This is a genomic window from Kitasatospora sp. NPDC059408 (genome assembly GCF_042751525.1).
Classification (GTDB): Bacteria; Actinomycetota; Actinomycetes; order Streptomycetales; family Streptomycetaceae; genus Kitasatospora.
The window spans coordinates 103617-124110 of record NZ_JBHYWI010000001.1 but is presented as its reverse complement, the minus strand read 5'-3'; the positions used below and the strand labels follow the sequence as shown (position 1 = coordinate 124110).

At 74.9% G+C, this 20494-nt stretch carries 13 protein-coding genes and 1 riboswitch; of the genes, 10 read left to right on the top strand and 3 right to left on the bottom strand.

Annotated features, from left to right (window positions below):
- Nucleotides 1–159: 159 nt before the first annotated feature.
- From ACFXDE_RS00515 to ACFXDE_RS00505, 3 genes are all read left to right on the top strand, one after another.
- Nucleotides 160–1098 carry an alkaline phosphatase family protein gene (locus ACFXDE_RS00515; protein WP_380489320.1) on the top strand — a complete coding sequence of 313 codons (939 nt, stop codon included), beginning with the start codon at nt 160–162 and terminating at the stop codon, nt 1096–1098.
- Between the two features lie 96 nt (nt 1099–1194).
- A complete protein-coding gene (locus ACFXDE_RS00510; protein WP_380489317.1) occupies nt 1195–2088 on the top strand; it encodes a hypothetical protein in 894 nt (297 codons plus the stop codon).
- 132 nt (nt 2089–2220) lie between these two features.
- Complete coding sequence (locus ACFXDE_RS00505) at nt 2221–5475, top strand: hypothetical protein (protein ID WP_380489314.1); 3255 nt, start codon at nt 2221–2223, stop codon at nt 5473–5475.
- Nucleotides 5476–5497: 22 nt separating this feature from the next.
- On the opposite strand, the gene ribA is transcribed toward ACFXDE_RS00505, so the two are convergent.
- Nucleotides 5498–6127, bottom strand: coding sequence for a GTP cyclohydrolase II (gene ribA, locus ACFXDE_RS00500; protein WP_380489311.1), 630 nt, complete (start codon nt 6125–6127; stop codon nt 5498–5500).
- Between the two features lie 410 nt (nt 6128–6537).
- On the opposite strand from ribA, the gene gdhA reads away from it, so the two are divergent.
- From gdhA to ACFXDE_RS00480, 4 genes are all read left to right on the top strand, one after another.
- Entirely contained in the window at nt 6538–7938 is a 1401-nt protein-coding gene (gene gdhA, locus ACFXDE_RS00495) for an NADP-specific glutamate dehydrogenase (protein ID WP_380446075.1), read from the top strand.
- Nucleotides 7939–8083: 145 nt separating this feature from the next.
- Nucleotides 8084–8959: a GyrI-like domain-containing protein gene (locus tag ACFXDE_RS00490; RefSeq protein WP_380489308.1), complete on the top strand. Its 876-nt coding sequence runs from the start codon at nt 8084–8086 to the stop codon at nt 8957–8959.
- 248 nt (nt 8960–9207) lie between these two features.
- Nucleotides 9208–10119: a zinc-binding dehydrogenase gene (locus ACFXDE_RS00485; RefSeq protein WP_380489305.1), complete on the top strand. Its 912-nt coding sequence runs from the start codon at nt 9208–9210 to the stop codon at nt 10117–10119.
- 64 nt (nt 10120–10183) lie between these two features.
- A complete protein-coding gene (locus tag ACFXDE_RS00480) occupies nt 10184–10948 on the top strand; it encodes a VOC family protein (RefSeq protein ID WP_380489302.1) in 765 nt (254 codons plus the stop codon).
- Here the strand turns inward: ACFXDE_RS00480 and lnt are convergent.
- The gene (lnt, locus tag ACFXDE_RS00475; RefSeq protein ID WP_380489299.1) at nt 10924–12558 is read right to left on the bottom strand and encodes an apolipoprotein N-acyltransferase; all 1635 of its coding nucleotides are present in this window, start codon (nt 12556–12558) and stop codon (nt 10924–10926) included. The two genes, ACFXDE_RS00480 and lnt, sit on opposite strands and share 25 nt — an antisense overlap.
- A 176-nt stretch (nt 12559–12734) precedes the next feature.
- Nucleotides 12735–16388: a cobaltochelatase subunit CobN gene (gene cobN, locus ACFXDE_RS00470; RefSeq protein ID WP_380489296.1), complete on the bottom strand. Its 3654-nt coding sequence runs from the start codon at nt 16386–16388 to the stop codon at nt 12735–12737.
- A 160-nt stretch (nt 16389–16548) separates the two neighbouring features.
- Nucleotides 16549–16634: riboswitch (cobalamin riboswitch) on the bottom strand.
- Between the two features lie 307 nt (nt 16635–16941).
- On the opposite strand from cobN, the gene ACFXDE_RS00465 reads away from it, so the two are divergent.
- The 3 genes from ACFXDE_RS00465 to ACFXDE_RS00455 are packed head-to-tail and all read left to right on the top strand — an operon-like array spanning nt 16942 to nt 20440.
- Nucleotides 16942–18291, top strand: coding sequence for a cobalamin biosynthesis protein CobG (locus tag ACFXDE_RS00465; protein ID WP_380489294.1), 1350 nt, complete (start codon nt 16942–16944; stop codon nt 18289–18291).
- Entirely contained in the window at nt 18288–18914 is a 627-nt protein-coding gene (locus ACFXDE_RS00460; RefSeq protein WP_380447847.1) for a precorrin-8X methylmutase, read from the top strand. Before ACFXDE_RS00465 ends, ACFXDE_RS00460 begins: the two co-directional genes overlap by 4 nt.
- A complete protein-coding gene (locus ACFXDE_RS00455; RefSeq protein WP_380489290.1) occupies nt 18911–20440 on the top strand; it encodes a precorrin-2 C(20)-methyltransferase in 1530 nt (509 codons plus the stop codon). The genes ACFXDE_RS00460 and ACFXDE_RS00455 overlap by 4 nt, the downstream gene beginning before the upstream one ends.
- Nucleotides 20441–20494: the final 54 nt, after the last annotated feature.

Below are 20494 nucleotides of genomic sequence, written 5' to 3'. Positions count from 1 at the left end.
TTTCTCCCTATATATGGGCAATAAATGCGCACCGATCGTGACGTGGAGTAGTCGAGGCGCCGGGGAGTTGACACAGTGTCGGAGCCGCGCGACCGCCTGTCCCCGTCGTCCGTCCGGCCCGAATTGCCGCCGCCTTCCCGGACGCCCAGGCTGGACACTGTGATCCCCACGGACGTCCGGGGTGCCGGTCGGCGCCGCCGGGTGCGCGCGGTCGCCAGTGCGGCCGCGCTCTGCGCGGTGCTGCTGGCCGGGTGCGCGGGCTCGGGCGGCGGCCCGTCCACGAACGGCTCCCCGGGGCCGACGGGCGGCACCGGCTCCCCGGGCTCCCCGGTCCGCGTGCCCCGGCCCGACCACGTCGTGGTGGTCGTCGAGGAGAACAAGTCCTATTCCGACGTGATCGGCAACACCTCCGACGCGCCGTTCATCAACGCCCTGGCCGCGCAGGGCGCGTCCTTCAGCCGGTCCTACGCCGTCGCCCACCCCAGCCAGCCCAACTACCTGGCGCTGTTCTCCGGTTCCGTCCAGGGCGTCACCGACGACTCGTGCCCCGAGTCCTTCGGCACGCCCGACCTCGGCTCCGCCCTGCTCGCCGCGGGCCTGACCTTCACCGGCTACTCCGAGGACCTCCCCGCCGCCGGCTACACCGGCTGCGCCGCCGGCGGGTACGCCCGCAAGCACAACCCGTGGGTGGACTTCGGGGCCCTGCCGCCCGGCGTCAACCAGCCCTTCTCCGCCTTCCCCCGCGACTACGCCGCCCTCCCGGCGCTCTCCTTCGTCGTGCCGAACCTGACCCACGACATGCACGACGGCACCGTCCGGCAGGGCGACGACTGGCTGAAGGCCAACCTGGCCGGCTACGCGGACTGGGCCCGCGGCCACAACAGCCTGCTGGTGGTCACCTGGGACGAGGACGACAACGACCAGGGCAACCAGGTCCCCACCGTCGTCGTCGGCCGGCAGGTCCAGCCCGGGACCTACGGCGAGCGGATCGACCACTACCGGCTGCTGCGCACCCTGGAGGACGCCTACGGCCTGCCGCCGACCGGCGCGGCGGCGGACACCGCGCCCATCGGGGACATCTGGCGGACCCAGCCCTGACCGGGCCGGGAGCGGGGCCGGGCGGGCGCCGCCGCGCACCGGATGCGCGCGCCGGGCCGCGGTGGAACGCTGATCGGGCAAGGAGGTGGGTGCGCCATGGAACACCGCCGCCGCGGACCGCGGTACGCCGTCCCGGCCGCGGCGCTCGCCCTCCTGCTCACCGCCCTCGCCGGCTGCTCGGGCACCGGCGGCGGCCCGGCCACGGCGACCTCGGCGTCGTCCGCGCCCCCGTCCGCCGGTTCGTCCGCCGGTTCGTCCGCAGGTCCGTCCGCGGGCTCCCCGGGATCGCCGCGCACCGTCCTGCCCACCGGCATCCCCGGTGACTGGCACCTGGTCTTCCAGGACGACTTCGACGGCACCGCCCTCGACGGCTCCAAGTGGAACGTCGGCAACCCGTACGTCGAGCCGCAGCGGATCACCCCGCCGGTGGGCGGCCAGGAGCTCGACTGCTACGACGCGGGCCAGGTCGCGGTGCGCGACGGCATGCTGCACATCACCGCCGTGCAGAAGCAGCAGGAGTGCGGCGGCAAGACGCTCCCCTACCTCTCCGGCATGGTCAACACGAAGGACAAGTTCTCCTTCGCCTTCGGCGCCCTGGAGGCCCGGGTCTACGTCCCCGCCGCCGCCGACGGGTCGGTCGCCAACTGGCCCGCCTTCTGGGCCGTCGGGTCCGACTGGCCCAGCGGCGGGGAGAACGACGTCATGGAGGGGCTGCACGGCAAGATCTGCGCGTACTTCAACTCCGCCACGGCCTCCACCGGCAGCTGCGCCGCCGGCGACCTGACCGGCTGGCACGTCTTCGGCGCCGAGTGGCGGAACGGGCGCGTGGACTACTACCGGGACGGCGTCTACGCGGCCACCCTCGACCAGGGCGTCACCTCCGACCCCATGTGGCTGATGATCGACAACGCCGTCCAGCCGACGATCGGCGGCCCGACATCGGTCCCGGCCACCCTGCTGATCGACTACGTCCGGGTCTGGCAGCAGTAGGACCCCTCCGCACCCGCCGCTGCGTAACGGCTTGGCCACAGGCGTTCCCCAAAGCCGTCGAAACCGGGAACGCGGTCGCCGTCCGCGCGACATGATGATGCGTCACGCGGGCGGTGGAGGGAGAACGGCAGGATGGGCGACGGCACGCCGACGGATGCGGTCCCGGACGCGGTCCCGCCGACGCGGACGGACCAGTGGCCCCGGACCCGCCGCGACCGGGCCCGCGGTCAGGCCCACGGCCAGGAACTCCCGCCCTCGCGGCTCCGGCGGCTGCGCGCTGACCCCGAGGCACCGACGCGGGTCCGGGTCGACCCCGAGGCGCCGACGCGGGTGCGCGTCGACCCGGAGGCGCCGACCAGGGTCAAGCCGCGGGCCGCCACCCCGCCCACCCAGACCCGCCGCGCGGCCCCCTCGCGCGGCGGCCACTTCGGGGGCGCCTTCCCGGCGGCCCTGCTGAACCGCTACGAGCCGAACCAGGTCGCCGGCTCGGGCACCGAGGGCACCGTCTGGCAGGTCCGGCGCCTGGACGGCGGCGGGGACGCCGCGGTGAAGGTCACCCGCACGGGCCAGGCCATGGACACCGAACTCCTGGACCACCTGCGCGACGAGGCCTACCTGCGCCACGTCCCGCGGATCGTCGACTACGGCCAGGTCGAGCACGCCGGGACCGGCTGCGACTGGGTGGCGATGGAGTACCTCCCGGTCACCCTCGCCGACCGCATCGCCGAGCTGAGCCGCGCCGGCCGGCACACCGACCCGCGCGCGACCGACCCCATCGTCCGCGAACTCGTCGCGATGCTGGACTTCTGGCAGCGGCGCGTGGCCCGCAACCCGGTCGACTTCAAGCCCGCCAACATCCTGGTGCGCCCCGGCGCCGGCCCCGGCCAGTTCGTGATCGCGGACTTCGGCGGCGTCGCCAAGCTCACCGCCAGCCGCAGCTTCTCGCCCGAGATGCAGGTCACCGTCGCCTACATGGCGCCCGAGCAGCTGGCCGGCTCCAACCACCCGGCCGGCCCCTGGTGGGGCCTGGGCAACGTCCTGTACGAGCTGTTCACCGGCCGCCCCCGCTACCTGGACCAGGACGGCCTCCTGCTGAGCGACGAGGTCCTCCAGTACGACCTGGTCTTCAACGAGGAGGTCGACCTCTCCGCCGTCACCGACCCGCGCCGCCGGCTCCTGCTCCAGGGCCTGTTCACCAGGAACCCGGCCCACCGCTGGCAGGCCCACCAGGTCAGGGCCTGGCTGGACGGCGCCAGCCCGGCGGTCGTGCGCACCCAGGCGCCCGCCGCAGCCGCCGGCACCGGCCACGCCCACCGGCCGGTCACCTTCCTCGGCGATCCCTACCACGCCCCGTCCGTCCTCGCGTGGACCATGCTGAACCGCTCCGGCGAGGCCGCCGAGTGGCTGGTCGACGGCGGCGCGCGGAGGCTGCTCTCCTGGCTGCAGGACGACGTCCGCGACACCCTCTTCGACCTGCACCACCTGCGCGAGGTCGACCGCGCCCGGGGCACCGGGCGGGCCCGCGCGGCCGCGCTCGCCGTGCTCGCCTTCGGCGCGGCGTTCGCGCCCTCCGCCGTCCCGCACTACCGCGAGCGCCCGGTCGACGCCGCCGGACTGACCCGGATCGGCACCGAGCCCGACGTCGTCGCCGTCCTCGACGACCTGCTCGCCGCCTCGGTGCCGGCCGTCGCCGCCCGCTACGACTGCGACCACCCCGAGTGCTCCGGCGAGCACTGCGGACGGCTGCTCGCCCTCGTCCGCGTCCCGCAGGTCGTCGCCGAGACCGACCGCGCCGCCCGCGAACTCGGCGGCGGCGGACGCACCGGCGACGGCCTGACCGTCGACGAGCGGGCCCACGCCTACCGCCTGGCGATCTGGCTGACCGTCCAGCCCGAGGAGCACGCCCGGCTGCTCGCCCGGCTCTCCCCGCTGCCCGCCGCGCTGTACCGGCTCCCGCTGTCCGGGCGGGTCGCGGCGATGACGGCCGTGGTCGCGGCCGTCCTGGTGGACGCCGTGGCGAAGGCCTGGGGCGCGGTGCGCCGCCGCCCGGCGGACGACGTGCGGCGCCGCTGGTCCGCGCTGCGCCGGCGCGCGGTGGGCGCCGACCCCGCGACGGTGCACGGCTGCGCGGCGCTGATCGCGGCCGAGGCGCTCCGGGGCCGGCGGACGGCCGGCGGCCGTCCGGCCGCGAACGGGCAGGCCGGGCGGGCCGGGCGCGGCGGCACGCCGGGGACGAACCGGTGGGCGGCGGCCGGGCGCACCGGGCGGCCGAGGCCCTGGCGGGCGTGGGCCGCGGCCTGGTGGACCAACTCCGGCACTGCGGTTCCCCGGCAGGTCGCGGCGGCCCTGCTGGTGCTCGTCGCGCTCGCGCTGGTGCTCTGGGCGGGTGCGCTCGCCCGGATCAGCGTCGACGCGGGCAACCAGCTGAAGCTCCTGCCGAACAGCCTGTTCGGCGGTCCGCTGCGGACGGCCGGCGAACACGCGGCCCGGATGACGACGCCCCAGCTCGGCGCGGCGCTGGCCGCCGCCCTCACCCTGGTGGCCTTCCCCGCGCGCGTCGGCCGGGGGACGCTCGTCCTGGCCGCCGCAGGCGCCGGCGCGATCGGCTACCTGCGGCTGGGGCCGCCGATGACGGTGCTCAAGCCGCCGCCCGCACTGGCCGACCGGGTGGTGACCTTCGAGGGCGGCATGGGCAGCTGGGCCGGGGTGGCGGCGACCGCCGGGGTCGTCCTCGCCCTCGTCCTGGTCGAGCGCGCCACCAGGCTGCTCGGGCCGGTCCACGCGGCGCGGCGCCGGACGGTGGCCCAGTGGCGCGGCATCGCCGACGGCCGTGGGGCGGCCACCTCCCGGACGACGGCCGTGGCGGTGGCCACCGCGTCCTGGCCGCGGCCCGCGGCGGCGGCCTGGCGGGCGGGTGCCCCCGGCGCCCGCGACCGCGCCGTGTTCGCGCTCGGCTCCACCGTGGTCCTGGTCGTCCTGCTGTGGGCGACCGTCGAGGTCCGGCTCGCCGCTGTCGGGCACCACCGGACCCCGGCGTCCTGGGGCACCGGCCAGACCGGGGCCGTCTACCAGGCCGGCTTCACGCTGCTGCTCGCCGCCGTCTCGGCCGCCGCCGCCCTGGCCGACCCGCGCACCGCCCGCCGGCTGTTCGTCCTGTGGATCCTCGGCACCCTGCTGCTCGGCGCCTGGCCCACGGCACTGGGCCCGATGGAGGCGCTGCGCATCCCGGTGGCGGAGCCGTTCTACCGCGGCATCGCCGGACTCTGGGGCCACGGCGCGTTCTGGGCCGCCGTCCTGATCGCGCTCCCGCTCGTCTGCCTGGGCGTCCAGCGGACCGTCGGCCGGACGGCCGCCCGTGCCGCCGTCCGCACCGCCGGGGGCCGCTGAGGCCTGTCCGCCGGTCCCGTCGTCAGCCGACCAGGCGGGACAGCTCGATCGAGTGGCCCGTCCGCTCGACCTTGGCGCGCAGGTAGCGGACGTTGCTCTCCGAGAGGTGGACGCCGGTCGGGACCCGCTGCTCGACGGTGATCCCGAGGGCGGCGAGCTGGGCGGCCTTGTCCGGGTTGTTGCTCAGCAGCTCGATGCCGTTGGCGCCGAGGGCGGTCAGCATCTGGGCCGCGGCGGTGTAGTCCCGGCCGTCCTCGGGCAGGCCGAGGGCGGTGTTGGCGTCGTAGGTGTCGAGGCCGGAGTCCTGCAGGGCGTAGGCGTCGAGCTTGTTGTAGAGCCCGATGCCGCGGCCCTCCTGGCGGAGGTAGAGCAGGTAGCCGCCGGCCTCGCTGATCCGCTCGACCGACTCGCGCAGCTGCGGGCCGCAGTCGCAGCGGTCCGAGCCGAACACGTCGCCGGTCAGGCACTCCGAGTGCAGCCGCACCAGCGGCGTCCCGCCCTCCGGTACCCGCCCGAACGCGAGCGCCAGGTGCTCGGCGCCGTCGGCCAGGCCGTGGAAGGTGAAGACCTCGGCGTCGGCGCGGTAGCCGTCCGGGAAGGTCAGCGGGATGCGCACGCGTGAGCGCACCGTGGCGGAGCCGGGCTGCGGCATGGGCGGGCCTCCGATGGCGAGTGGCGGATTGCCGAGGGGGTGGGGTCCCCGTCGGGGTGGACCGGGCTCCGACCGTACTCGGTCGTTCCAATTTGAACAACTGGGTACTGTCCGTGCCCGGGCCGACTACGCAGACGATGTCGCAGGCGCACAACGCCACGTCCGCCCCGACTGTTCCCGTCCACCGGGACTACGTTCCGTGATTCCCGGGCGGGGCGGGGAGCCGGTTCAGCCGGGCTCAGTGCGGACGCGAGGGGGCTGAGGGATCGTAACGGCCGCGGGGCGAGGGGGGTTTCAGTATGTGGATGGGCCGGGAGCCGTCCCGGGGACACTGCGAGACTTGCCCGCGTTTCCTGGGCACGGGAACGCCTCGCGCACGACCACTGCCGACCACGGAAGGTCCGAACCGGATGCCCGCCAACCCTCGCACCGCCCCCTCCCCGCAGGCCACCGAGGCCGAGAACCGCGCCATCGAGGCGCTCTACGCGGACGTCGTCCGCCGCAACCGCGGCGAGAACGAGTTCCACCAGGCCGTCCACGAGGTCCTGGAGACCCTCGGCCCGGTCCTCGCCCGCCGCCCCGAGCTCGTCGACGCCCGGATCGTCGAGCGCGTCTGCGAGCCCGAGCGCCAGCTGATGTTCCGCGTGCCGTGGACGGACGACGCCGGCGCGGTCCACGTCAACCGCGGCTTCCGCGTGGAGTTCAGCAGCGCCCTCGGCCCGTACAAGGGCGGGCTGCGCTTCCACCCCTCCGTCGACCTCGGCATCGTCAAGTTCCTCGGCTTCGAGCAGATCTTCAAGAACGCGCTCACCGGGCTGTCCATCGGCGGCGGCAAGGGCGGCTCCGACTTCGACCCCAAGGGCCGCTCGGACGCCGAGATCATGCGCTTCTGCCAGTCCTTCATGACCGAGCTGTACCGCCACATCGGCGAGCACACCGACGTCCCGGCCGGGGACATCGGCGTCGGCGGCCGGGAGATCGGCTACCTCTTCGGCCAGTACAAGCGGATCACCAACCGCCACGAGAGCGGCGTCCTCACCGGAAAGGGCCTCGGCTGGGGCGGCGCGCAGGTGCGCACCGAGGCCACCGGGTACGGCTGCGTGCTGTTCACCGAGGAGATGCTGCGCGCCCGCGGCGAGAGCCTGGACGGGTGCCGGGTCGCGGTCTCCGGCTCGGGCAACGTCGCCGTCTACGCGATCGAGAAGGCGCAGCAGCTCGGCGCGACCGTCCTCACCTGCTCCGACTCCTCCGGGTACGTGGTCGACGAGAAGGGCATCGACCTCGACCTGCTCAAGGAGGTCAAGGAGGTCCGGCGCGGCCGGATCGCCGAGTACGCCGAACTGCGCGGCGCCCACGTCCGGTTCGTCGAGGCGGGGGCCGAGGGCGCGAGCGTGTGGAGCGTGCCGTGCGACGTCGCGCTGCCCTGCGCCACGCAGAACGAGCTGGCCGAGGCGGACGCGATCGCGCTGGTGCGCGGCGGCGTGAAGGCGGTCGCCGAGGGCGCCAACATGCCCACCACGCCGGAGGCGGTGCGGGTGTTCCAGGAGGCGGGCGTGGCCTTCGGCCCGGGCAAGGCCGCGAACGCGGGCGGCGTCGCGACCAGCGCGCTGGAGATGCAGCAGAACGCCTCGCGCGACTCGTGGACCTTCGCCCGCACCGAGGAGCGGCTGGCCGGCATCATGCGGCACATCCACGAGTCCTGCGCCGTCACCGCCGAGCGCTACGGGCAGCCGGGCAACTACGTGGTGGGCGCGAACATCGCGGGCTTCGAGCTCGTCGCGGACGCGATGCTGGCGCAGGGCCTGGTCTGATCGGGCCTTGATCCGGTGCCCGCTGTGCGTCGCGGGGCGGCGGTTGCGCAGGGACCGCCACCCGATCGCAGCGGGCACCGATTGTCGGGTGCGGCAAGGTGGGTCCTTCCTACGGTGGAGATCAACGAGGAAGGACGGGGCCGGAGTGCTGGAGCACCTCAACCGGGCGATGGAGGACATCGACCGCAACCTGGACCGTGAGATCGACGTGGCCGAACTGGCCCGGATCGCGGTGACGTCGGAGTACCACTTCCGGCGGCTGTTCTCGATGCTCGCCGGGATGCCGCTGTCGGAGTACGTCCGGCGCCGGCGACTGACCGTCGCCGGGGCCGAAGTGCTCGACGGCGAGCGGACGTTGCTCGACATCGCGGTCCGGTACGGCTACACCTCGGGCGAGGCGTTCGCCCGGGCGTTCCGGGCGATGCACGGGGTCGGGCCCGGTGAGGCCCGGCGCGACGGCGCGGTACTCAAGTCCCAGGCCCGGATGTCCTTCCGACTCGTCGTGGAAGGAGCAAGCAGTATGGATTACCGGATCGTGCAGAAGCCGGACTTCCGGATCGTCGGCAAGAAGGCGCGGGTGCCCCTGATCTACGAGGGTGTCAACCCGCACATCGCCGAGTTCATCAAGGGGCTCGGCAAGGAGACCGTCGAGCGGATCACGACACTGACGGGCGGGGACCCGGCCGGCATCGTCTCGGTGAGCGACGACTTCGCGCCCAACCGGGAGGAGGGGTCCGAACTCGACTACTGGCACGCGGTGGTGGCGCGTGAGGACGCCGTTGTCCCGGACGACCTGGACGTCCTTCCCGTCCCGGCCGGGACGTGGGCGGTGTTCACCAACGCGGGGTCGTTCCCGCAGGCGCTGCAGCAGATGTGGGCGGACGTGTACGGCCAGTGGTTCCCGTCCAACCCGTACGAGGCCCGGCCGGGCCCGGAGATCCTGCGCACCCACTTCGTCCCGGGGACGGGCGACGCCGAGGCGGAGCTCTGGATCCCGGTGGCGCGGGCCGTGCGGAGCTGACGATCGGCGGCTGACGGCTGACGGCTGACGGCTGACGGCTGACGGCTGACGGCTGGCGGACGACAGGCGACAGGCGACAGAAAACAGATGACAGATAACAGATTTCGAAATCTGTTATCTGTCATCTGTTTTCTGTTCGCCCGCCCCCGTTCGGCGCAGCACCGGCGGCCCGTCCCCGGGCGCCCCCGCATGCTGGGCGGGGCGGGGTGGGGCTGTCAGCGGGGGCTACCCGAGGAGTGGGATCACCGATGCCCAGAGCATTCGGGTTCGTCGACTACGGCGGGCCGGAGACCCAGGAGTTCCTGGACCGCCCGGAGCTCCTGCCGGGCCCGGGGCAACTGGCCGTCGCGGTCCGCGCCGCCGGGGTGAACCCGGTGGACTGGAAGATCCGCAGCGGCCTCCTCGGCCGTCAGGGCCGCGACCTGCCGTCCGTCATGGGCCAGGAGGCCGCGGGCGTCGTCCTGCGGGTCGGCCCGGACGTGTCCGCCTTCACCCCTGGCGACGAGGTCTTCGGGGTCGCCGCCGCCGGCGCCTTCGCCGAACAGACGCTGCTGCGCGCCGGGATGAGCGCCCTCAAGCCCGCGGCCGTCGGCTTCGACCAGGCCGCGACCCTCGCCGTCGCCACGGCGACCGCCGACGACGCCGTCCGCGACGTGGGCCTGGGCTCCGGTCGCACGCTCCTGATCCTCGGTGCCGCCGGAGGCGTCGGCAGCGCGGCGACGCAGATCGCCCGCAGCCGGGGCCTGCGCGTGATCGGCACGGCGAGCGATGCCAGCCGCGGCCACGTCGAGGCGCTCGGCGCCGTGCACGTGCGGTACGGCGAGGGGGTCGCCGAGCGGATCGCGCAGGCGGCCCCGGACGGCGTGGACGGCATCCTCGACCTCGTCGGCGGCGCCGCGCCGCGCGACGCCGCCGGGGCCCTCGCCGACCGTTCGAAGCTGGTCAGCACCGCCGATCCGGCGACCGCCGCCGAGCTCGGCGGCCGCTACGTCACGCGGTCCACCACCTCCGAAAGCCTCGCCGCCCTGGCCGCCCTCGTCGCGGCCGGCGAGCTGGCCGTGCACATCACCGCCCGCTACCCGCTGGCCCACGCCGCCGAGGCGCTCGCCCTCGTCGAGTCCGGGCATGCGAGAGGCAAGCTCGTCCTCGAAGTCTCCTGACAGCAAGAAGAATTGACGAACAATCAGCTCCATATCCAATGCAGGAACAGCCAGAGAGAAGCACATGAAGCAGAACTCCGCCACGATCGGCGCCCCCTGCTGGGTCGAGCTGGGCACCTCCGACCCCGCCGCCGCCCAGTCCTTCTACGGCGAGCTGTTCGGCTGGCGCGCCGAGACCGACGTGCGGCCCGAGGCCGGCGGCTACACGCAGATGTTCCTCGGCGACGCGCCGGCCGCCGCCGTCACCCCGCTCTACGCGCCGCAGCAGCCGACGGCCTGGACGGTGTCCTTCGCGGTCGCCGCCGCCGACGAGACCGTCGCGACGATCAAGGCGCGCGGCGGCAGGGCGCTGATGGAGCCCGCCGACGTGTTCGACCTCGGCCGGTTCGCCGTCGTCACCGACACCTCCGGTGCGGTCTTCACCCTCTGGCAGGCCCGCGCGTTCCAGGGCGCGGGCGTGTTCAACGAGCCCGGCGCGCTCGGCTGGGTGGAGCTGGCCACCCGGGACGCGGAGAGCGCGACCGCCTTCTACCCCGCGGTGTTCGGCTGGTCGGTCACCGCGTCCCCGCAGTACACCCAATGGGGCCTGGCCGGCGCGGACTTCGGCGGCATGATGGTGATGGACGAGCGCTTCCCGCCGCAGGTCCCGGCGCACTGGCTGCCGTACTTCGCGGTCGCGGACGTCGACAACACCGTCACCCGGGCGAACGGCCTCGGCGCCGACGTGCTGATGGCCGCGACGGACGTCCCGGACGGCCCGCGCATCGGCGTCCTGCGCGACGCCCAGGGAGCGGTGTTCGGCGTCTACCGCGCCGGCGACGAGGGCTGACCGTCCCCGGACTCCCCGCCGGACACCAGTGCCCGCGCCGCGCGCCGCCCCCGCCACACCACGGCCGCCGCCCCCGCCGTCACGAGCACGGCCGCCAGCGGCACCACGTCACCGACGCGGTCGTACCAGGTCAGCGTGTCGGGCGCGGTGAGCGGCAGCCGCACGGTCAGCGCCCCGGTGCCGTCGGTGCCGAGCCGCGCGAGCTCGCGCCCCTGCGCGTCGAAGGCCGCCGAGACCCCCGTCAGCGAGGCCTGCACGGCCGGACGGCCGGTCTCGGCGGCCCGGATCGCCGCGAGCGAGACGTGCTGCGCGGGCGCCCACGTGTGCTGGAACGTCGACGTGGACGACTGGTAGACCAGCACCCGGGCCCCGTCGCGCGCCGCCGTCCGCGCCATGTCGGGGAACGCCGACTCGAAGCAGACCAGCGCCCCGACCGGCAGCGCACCGCCCGCCCGGTCGGTGGCCGGCAGCACGTGGTACGAGGTGCCGGGCGCCCGGTTCTCGCCCGCCGCCCGGCTGACGCCCGCGATCCACCCGAGCACCGGCCGCAGCGGGATGTACTCGCCGAACGGCACCAGCCGGATCTTGCGGTAGCGGTCCACGACGCCCGCGGGGGAGACCAGGACGGCGTCCTTCGAGATCCGCCCGTCGGCCTTGCGCGCGTCCTCCCCGGCGATGACCTGCGCGCCGGTGGCGGCGGACAGTTCGCGCAGCCGGTCCAGCGCGACCCGGTCGCGGTCCAGGTCGGACGTGGTGCTGCTCTCGCCCCAGACGACCAGGTCCACCGGCCGCCCGCCGAGCTCCGCCGTGGCCCGGGCGCTCGCGTCGAACCGGGCCTGCGGGTCGTCGACGATCCCCGGCTGGACGAGCGCCACCGTCACCGCCCCCGCCCGCACGGGCGCGTCGCGCAGCGCGAACAGGAGCGGCCCGGCCACCAGCACCAGGACGGCGGTCAGCGCCGCGACGGCCCGCGGCCGCCAGGGGGCGGCCGTGAGCACGACCAGCACCCCCGTGTTGACCGCCACCACCGCCGCGCTGACCAGCCAGATCCCGCCCGCCGACGCCAGCGCGAGGACCGCCGGGTGCTGCCACTGGGTGGCACCGAGCAGCGCCCACGGCCCGCCCAGCGCGTGCCAGGAGCGCGCGTACTCGGTGGTCAGCCACAGCGCGGGGACGACGGCCACGGCGAGCAGCGCCCGGCGGGCCGTCAGCGGCGGGCGCAGCAGCCGGTGCACGCCGAGGCCGACGACGGCCTGCAGCGCCCCGAACAGGACGGCGAGCACCGGCAGCCCCGGTCCGATCGAGGGGACCAGCCAGTACATCGCCGTCAGGATGAAACCGGCGCCGAACCACCACCCGCGCACCGCCGCCTCCCGCCCCGACGGCGCCCGCTGCATCAGCAGCAGTCCGGGCACCAGCGCGACCCACGCCAGCCACGCGAGCCCCAGGGGCGGGAACGCGAGCACCGGTAGAGCCCCGGCCGCCAGCGCCCCGAGGCGCGCCCGGTACCGGTGGGCGGGCCGCGGCGGGCCGGCACCGGCCGGGTCGCCCCGGTGGCGGGCGAAGGGCGTGGGGGAGACGGGACGGCTGAGGGCGAGGCGTCGCGACATGCCCCGTATTGTCCGCTCGGGCGCATGATGTCACCAGTGTTCACGTCACCCGGATGGATGACGTGAACACCACGTTTGGAACACCCGAACGACCGGCCGGTGCCCCGGCCCTCGCCGGGGTGCCCCGGCCCTCGCCGCCCTCCGGGCCCCTTGACCTTCCGGGTGCCAGGTGCCCCTTAACCCTCCAGGTCCCCCTCGCCCTCCAGGTCCCCCTCGGTCTCCAGGAACGCGGCCTGCAGCTGCTCGATCAGCTCCGGGTCCGGCTTCTCCCACAGGCCGCGACTCGCCGCCTCCAGGAGGCGCTCGCTGATCCCGTGCAGCGCCCACGGGTTGGCGCCGGCGAGGAACTCCCGGTTGACCGGGTCCAGCACGTACTCCTGGGTCAGCTTCTCGTACATCCAGTCCGCGACCACGCCCGTCGTGGCGTCGTAGCCGAACAGGTAGTCGACGGTCGCGGCCATCTCGAACGCGCCCTTGTAGCCGTGGCGGCGCATCGCCTCGATCCAGCGCGGGTTGACCACCCGGGCGCGGAAGACGCGGGCGGCCTCCTCGGTGAGCGTCCTGGTGCGGACGGTCTCCGGGCGGGTCGAGTCGCCGATGTAGGCGGTCGGTGCCTTGCCGGTGAGCGCGCGGACGGTGGCGACCATGCCGCCGTGGTACTGGAAGTAGTCGTCCGAGTCGGCGATGTCGTGCTCGCGGGTGTCGGTGTTCTTCGCGGCGACGGTGATCCGCTTGTAGGCGGTCTCCATCTCCTCGCGCGCCGGGCGCCCGTCGAGACCGCGCCCGTACGCGTAGCCGCCCCACACCGTGTAGACCTCGGCGAGGTCGGCGTCGGTGCGCCAGTCGCGGCTGTCGATCAGCTGGAGCAGGCCCGCGCCGTAGGTGCCGGGGCGGGAGCCGAAGACGCGGACGGTGGCCTTGCGCTCGTCCCCGTGGACGGCGAGGTCGGCCTGCACGTGGGCGCGGACGAAGTTGTCCTCCGCCGGTTCCTCCTGGGCGGCGGCCAGGCGCACCGCGTCGTCGAGCAGGGCGACGACGTGCGGGAACGCGTCGCGGAAGAAGCCCGAGATGCGCAGCGTGACGTCGATGCGCGGGCGGCCGAGCTCCTCCAGCGGGATCGGCTCCAGGCCGGTCACGCGGCGCGAGGCGTCGTCCCAGACCGGGCGGACGCCGAGCAGGGCGAAGGCCTCGGCGATGTCGTCGCCGGCGGTGCGCATCGCGCTGGTGCCCCACAGCGAGAGCCCGACGGAGGGCGGGCAGGCGCCGTCGTTGTCGGCCCGGTAGCGCTCGACCAGCGAGGCGGCGAGGGCCTGGCCGGTCTCCCAGGCGAGCTTGCTGGGCACGGCCTTGGGATCGACGGAGTAGAAGTTGCGGCCGGTGGGCAGCACGTTGACCAGGCCGCGCAGCGGGGAGCCGGACGGCCCGGCCGGGACGAAGCCGCCCTGGAGCGCGTGCAGGACGGCGTCCAGCTCGTCGGTCGTGGCGGCCAGGCGCGGCACCACCTGGGTGGCGGCGAACGCGAGCACCTCGCGGACGGCCTCCGGGTGCCCGGCGGCGACCTTCTCCACCGCCTCCGGCGCCCAGTCCTCGGCCTCCATGGCCTCGACCAGGGCACGGGCCCGGGCCTCGGCCGCGTCGGTGGCGCCCAGCGTGAGCGCGGCCTCGTCCAGGCCGAGCGCCTCGCGCAGACCGGGCAGGGCGCTGACGCCGCCCCAGATCTGGCGGGCGCGCAGGATGGCGAGCACGATGTTGACGCGGTCGGTGCCGGCCGGGGCCTGGCCGAGGACGTGCAGGCCGTCGCGGATCTGGGCGTCCTTGACCTCGCACAGCCAGCCGTCGACGTGCAGCAGGAAGTCGTCGAAGCCGTCGTCCTCGGGCCGCTCGTCGAGGCCGAGGTCGTGGTCGAGCTTGGCGGCCTGGATGAGGGTCCAGATCTGGGCGCGGATCGCGGGCAGCTTGGCCGGGTCCATCGCGGCGATGTTGGAGTGCTCGTCGAGGAGCTGCTCCAGGCGGGCGATGTCGCCGTAGGAGTCGGCGCGGGCCATCGGCGGCACGAGGTGGTCGACCAGGGTGGCGTGGGCGCGGCGCTTGGCCTGGGTGCCCTCGCCCGGGTCGTTGACCAGGAACGGGTAGACGAGCGGGAGGTCGCCGAGGACGGCGTCGGGGCCGCACTCGGCGGACAGCGCGGCGGTCTTGCCGGGCAGCCACTCCAGGTTGCCGTGCTTGCCGAGGTGGATGACGGCGTGGGCGCCGAAGCCGCCGTCCTCCTGGGCGGCCTGGATCCAGCGGTAGGCGGCGAGGTAGTGGTGGCTCGGCGGCAGGTCGGGGTCGTGGTAGATCGCGACCGGGTTCTCGCCGAAGCCGCGCGGCGGCTGGATGAGGACGAGCAGGTTCCCGGAGCGGATCGCGGCGAGCACGATGTCGCCGTCGGGGTTCTGCGAGCGGTCGACGTACAGCTCGCCGGGGGCCGGGCCCCAGTGCTCCTCGACCCGCTCGCGCAGGCCCTGCGGGAGGGTGGCGTACCAGCGGCGGTAGTCGGCGGCGGGGATGCGGACCGGGTTGCGGGCCAGCTGGTCCTCGGTGAGCCAGTCCTGGTCGTAGCCGCCGGCGGCGATCAGGGCGTGGATGATCGCGTCGCCCTCGTGGCCGTCCTCGGCGCCGTCGTCCAGGCCGGGCAGGTCGTTCCCGAGGTCCATGCCCTCCTCGCGCAGCCGGTGCAGCAGCCGGACGGCGCTGGCCGGGGTGTCCAGGCCGACGGCGTTGCCGACGCGGGCGTGCTTGGTCGGGTACGCGGACAGCACGAGCGCGAGGCGGCGCTCGGCGGCCGGGACGTGCCGCAGGCGGGCGTGCTTGACGGCGGTGCCGGCGACGCGGGCGGCGCGCTCCGGATCGGCGGCGTAGACGGTGAGGCCGTCCTCGTCGAGCTCCTTGAAGGAGAACGGGACGCTGATCAGACGGCCGTCGAACTCCGGCACGGCGATCTGCGTCGCGGTGTCCAGCGGGGACAGGCCGTCGTCGCTGGCCTCCCACTGGGCGCGCGACCAGGTGAGGCACAGCGCCTGGAGGATCGGGCGGTCCAGCGCGGCGAGCGCGCCCGCGTCCCAGGCCTCCTCGTCGCCGCCGGCCTGGGCGTCGGCGGGGCGGGTGCCGCCGGCGGCGAGCACGGTGGTGACGATCGCGTCGGCCTCGCCGAGGGCGGCCAGCAGCTCGGGCTCGGCGCCGCGCAGCGAGGCGCAGTAGTAGGCCTCCGCGCGGGCGCCCTTGTCCTCGATCGCCCGGCACAAGGTCTCGACGAAGGCGGTGTTCCCGCTCATGTGGTGGGCGCGGTAGTAGAGCACGGCGACCGTCGGGCGGGCGTCGTCGCCGTTGCCGTCGCCGGCGGTGGTCGCGGTCGCGGCCTCGCGCTCCAGCGGACCCCAGGCCGGGGCGGAGGCGGGCGGGGCGAAGCCGTGGCCGGTGAGCAGCACGGTGTCGGAGAGGAACGCGCCCAGCTCGGCCAGGTTGGCCGCGCCGCCGTGGGCGAGGTAGGCGTGCGCCTCGGCGGCGATGCCGGCCGGGACGGTGGACAGCTCCATCAGCTGGGCGTCGGGGGCCTGTTCGCCGGTCAGGACGATCACCGGGCGCGGGCCCGCCAGCAGCGCGTCGAGGCCTTCCTGCCAGGCGCGGCGCCCGCCGAGCAGGCGGACCACCACGAGCTCGGTGCCGTCCAGCAGCTCCGGCAGGTCCTCGGGGGACAGCCGGGCGGGGTTGCCGAGCCGGTACGGGACGGGGCCGGCCGAGGCGCGGGCGCTGAGCAGGTCGGTGTCGGACGTCGACAGCAGCAGGATCATGCGTAGGCCCTCCCGGCCTCGGTGGTGGCCGGGGCGGCCGAAACGGCGGCGGCCCGGACGGCCTCGGTGGTGGCCGGGGACGCGGGCGCGGGCATGCGACAGCGGTGGTGCATTTCTGCCTTCCTCGGGGTCCGCGCCCCGGGCCGGTGGAGGACGGCGGGAGTTCCTGGCTCCCGCGGCCACCGGGTGTCCCGGTGAGCCGCGGTCACAGTGGCGGGACCGCACCGGGCTTGCACCGGTTTCCTCCCCTGCGCCGTCGCTGGCGTCGGGCGGTCCGCGGGGACCGCCCGCCAGCATCGTACGGGGTGTGGCTGACCTGGGGGAGAGCGAGTTTCGACCTGCCCGGTGTCGGTGCGGGCGCGGGGGCGGCGTGGGGACGGGGTGGCCGCGGGGGTGCGGGCGTGCGGCAGGGGCGTGCGGTCGGGCGTGGGCGGCGCGTGCCGGGGTGTGCCGGGGTGTGCGGTGGCAGGGCGAGCGTGAGGCGCGCACCGGGAGCCGGAGTGTGATCCCGAGTGTGATGCAGCGGACGGAGGCAACCGATCGGATCATCTGTATGCTCGCCGCCATGCCACCGACACCCGACGCCACCCCGCCGGGCGCCGCGGTGCCCGACCGGGGGCGCGCGGACGCCTGTCCAGGGGCGCTTCGTCTGCATGCGGCCGACGACGGCGCCCTGGCCCGGGTCCGCCTGCCCGGCGGCCTCCTGACGGATCGTCAGGCACTCGCGCTGGCCGACGCGGCCGAGGCCCTCGGCGACGGTGTATTGGAGACCACCTCCCGCGGCAACGTCCAACTCCGGGGCCTGGCTCCGCACTGCGCGGCGGACCTCGCCGAACGGCTTCGCGCCGTCGGGCTGCTGCCCTCCGACACCCACGAGCGGGTGCGCAACATCGTCGCCTCGCCGCTCGCCGGTCTCGACGCCCGACCGGCCGCCGACGTGCAGGCCTGGGTGCGGGAACTGGACGCGCGGCTGTGCGCGAGCGACTGGGCGGCCGGACTCTCCGGCAAGTTCCTGTTCGCGCTGGACGACGGCCGCGGCGACGTCGCCGCGCTCGACGCCGATGTGACATTGATCGCAGGCCCGGACGGCCGCCGCCTGCTGCGCCTCGGGCGCGACGCCCTCGGACACCCGGTCGAGGCCGGGCGGGAAGTGACGGCCGTGCTGGCCGCGGCCCGGTCCTTCCTGGACGCGCTGCGCGCGGGCGGACGCAAGGCCTGGCACCTGCGCGAAGTCCCGGACCTGCTGCCGGCCGGCACCGTGCCGCTGCCCGCGCTCGCCGGGACCGCCCCCGTCGTCGGCACGCTGCCCGGCGGACTGTCGGTGGGCCTGCGCTTCGGACGGGCGAGCGCGGCGCAGTGGCGCGCGCTGGTCGCGGCCTCCGCCGGTGAACTGCGCCTGACGCCCTGGCGCGGAGCCGTCCTGCCGGGGGCCCCGGCCCAGCGGTTGGCCGGCCTCGCCGAGGCCGGGTTCCGGACGCTGCCCTGCTCGCCCTGGGAGCGGGCCTCCGCCTGCACCGGGCTGCCCGGGTGCGCCAAGTCGCTCGCCGACGTGCGGGCGGACGCGGCGCGGGCCCTGGACGCGGCGGCCGTCGGCGGGCTGCCCGTGCACTGGTCGGGCTGTGAACGGCGCTGCGGCCACCCGGCCGGGCGGTGGGTGGACGTGCTCGCCACCGGGCAGGGCTACCGGGTGACGGTGAACGGCCCGGCGGTCGGCGCGGCCGCGCGGGCTCCCGCTTTGGATGTTTCCGTCGTGGATGCTTCCGCGAGGGAGGGTTCTGCGATGGAGGCTTCCGCCGTGGACGTTTCCGCCGTGGACGTTTCCGCGATGGAGGTTTCCGCCGTGGATGTGACGAACGAGGAGATGGCCGAGGCGGTCGCCGAGGCCAGGAGGACCACGAAGTGATCGAGTACGAGAAGGACGGCGCGTCCATCTACCGCCAGTCCTTTGCCACCATCCGCGCGGAGGCCGACCTGGCCGCCCTGCCGGCGGACGTCTCCCAGGTCGCGGTGCGGATGATCCACGCCTGCGGGATGGTCGACCTGGTCGAGGACCTGGTGTACTCGCCCGGCGTGGTCGCCTCCGCGCGCGCCGCGCTGCACGCCGGTGCGCCGATCCTGTGCGACGTCAACATGGTCGCGAGCGGCGTGACCCGCAAGCGGCTGCCGGCCGACAACGAGGTCGTCTGCACCCTCACCGACCCGTCGGTCCCCGAACTGGCGCGCACGATGGGCAACACCCGCAGCGCCGCCGCCATGGAGCTGTGGCTGCCCCGCCTGGAAGGCGCCGTGGTGGCCGTCGGCAACGCGCCGACCTCGCTCTTCCGGCTCCTGGAGATGATCGAGGCGGGCGCACCGCGCCCGGCCGCGGTGATCGGCGTGCCGGTCGGCTTCATCGGCGCCGCCGAGTCCAAGCAGGCCCTGGCCGAGCACCCGTCCGGCCTGGAGCACCTGGTGGTGCGCGGCCGCCGCGGTGGCAGCGCGATGGCCGCCGCCGCCATCAATGCGATTGCGAGCGAAGAAGAGTGACGGACCGTCAGAACCGTCAGAACGTTGCCTCGACCGGACGGCTCTACGGAGTCGGGCTCGGGCCGGGCGACCCGTCGCTGGTGACCGTCCGCGCCGCCGAACTCATCGGCAAGGCCGACGTCGTGGCGTACCACAGCGCCCGGCACGGGCGGTCCATCGCACGCTCGATCGCCGAGCGGTACCTGACGGGCGGTCAGATCGAGGAGAAGCTGGTCTACCCGATCACGGTCGAGACCACCGACCACCCGGGCGGCTACCGGGGCGCGCTGGACGACTTCTACGAGGAGGCCGCCGCCCGGCTGGCCGCCCACCTGGACGCCGGGCGCGACGTCGTCGTGCTCGCCGAGGGCGACCCGCTGTTCTACGGCTCCTACCAGCACATGCACAAGCGGCTCGCGCACCGGTACCCGACCGAGGTGGTGCCGGGCGTGACCTCCGTCAGCGCGGCGGCCGCCCGGCTCGGCCAGCCGTTGACGGAGGCCGAGGAGACCCTGACGGTCATCCCGGGCACGCTGCCCGAGGAGGAGCTGGCGGCGCGGATCGCGTCCGCGGACTCGGCCGTGATCATGAAGCTCGGGCGCACCTTCCCGGCCGTCCGCCGCGCGCTGGAGCGGGCGGGCCGACTGGAGGACGCACAGTACGTCGAGCGCGCGTTCATGGAGGGGGAGCGGATCGCGCCCCTCGCCGAGATCGACGGGGAGACGGTGCCGTACTTCTCGGTGGCGGTCCTGCCGAGCAAGGTCGCCCCGCTGGAGCCGGTCGTGCGGACGGCGGAGGGGGCCGGCAGCGTGACCGTCGTCGGCACCGGGCCGGCCGGGCCGCTGTGGCTCACCCCGGAGGCGCGCGGCGCGCTGGCCGAGGCCACCGACCTGGTCGGCTACACCACCTACCTGGCCCGGGTGCCGGAGCGGCCGGGGCAGGTGCGGCACGGCTCGGACAACAAGGTGGAGTCCGAGCGCGCCGAGTTCGCCCTCGACCTGGCCCGGCGCGGACGGCGGGTCTGCGTGGTGTCCTCGGGCGACCCGGGCGTCTTCGCGATGGCGACGGCGGTGCTGGAGGTCGCCTGCGAGGAGGCCTACCGGGACGTGCCGGTGCGGGTCCTGCCCGGCATGACCGCGGCGCACGCGGCCGCGTCCCGGGCGGGTGCCCCGCTGGGGCACGACTACGCGGTCGTCTCGCTGTCGGACCGGCTCAAGCCGTGGGACGCGGTGGCCCGCCGCCTGCGCGCGGCGGCGGAGGCGGACCTGGTGCTCGCGCTGTACAACCCGGGGTCCAAGTCGCGGACGACGCAGGTCGGCCTGGCCCGGGACCTCCTCCTGGAGTACCGCGCGCCGGAGACGCCCGTCGTGATGGCGCGCGACGTCGGCGGCCCGACCGAGCGGGTCCGGATCGTGCGGCTCGGCGAGCTGGACCCGGCGCTCGTCGACATGCGGACGATCCTGCTGATCGGCTCCTCGCAGACGCGGGCCGTCGAGCGCGGGGCCGGCGTCGAGGTCGTCTGGACGCCGCGGCGGTACCCGGAGTAACGGAGAACAGCTGACAGATAACAGCTGACAGATTTCGTTATCTGTCAGCTGTTA

What these genes read in the sequence shown, in the direction of transcription:
- ACFXDE_RS00465 (WP_380489294.1), top strand. Translation starts at nt 16,942, where the DNA reads ATGCTCGCCGCCATGCCACCGACACCCGACGCCACCCCGCCGGGCGCC.
- ACFXDE_RS00510 (WP_380489317.1), top strand. Translation starts at nt 1,195, where the DNA reads ATGGAACACCGCCGCCGCGGACCGCGGTACGCCGTCCCGGCCGCGGCG.
- gdhA (WP_380446075.1), top strand. Translation starts at nt 6,538, where the DNA reads ATGCCCGCCAACCCTCGCACCGCCCCCTCCCCGCAGGCCACCGAGGCC.
- ACFXDE_RS00480 (WP_380489302.1), top strand. Translation starts at nt 10,184, where the DNA reads ATGAAGCAGAACTCCGCCACGATCGGCGCCCCCTGCTGGGTCGAGCTG.
- cobN (WP_380489296.1), bottom strand. Translation starts at nt 16,388, where the DNA reads ATGATCCTGCTGCTGTCGACGTCCGACACCGACCTGCTCAGCGCCCGC.
- ACFXDE_RS00485 (WP_380489305.1), top strand. Translation starts at nt 9,208, where the DNA reads ATGCCCAGAGCATTCGGGTTCGTCGACTACGGCGGGCCGGAGACCCAG.
- lnt (WP_380489299.1), bottom strand. Translation starts at nt 12,558, where the DNA reads ATGTCGCGACGCCTCGCCCTCAGCCGTCCCGTCTCCCCCACGCCCTTC.
- ribA (WP_380489311.1), bottom strand. Translation starts at nt 6,127, where the DNA reads ATGCCGCAGCCCGGCTCCGCCACGGTGCGCTCACGCGTGCGCATCCCG.
- ACFXDE_RS00505 (WP_380489314.1), top strand. Translation starts at nt 2,221, where the DNA reads ATGGGCGACGGCACGCCGACGGATGCGGTCCCGGACGCGGTCCCGCCG.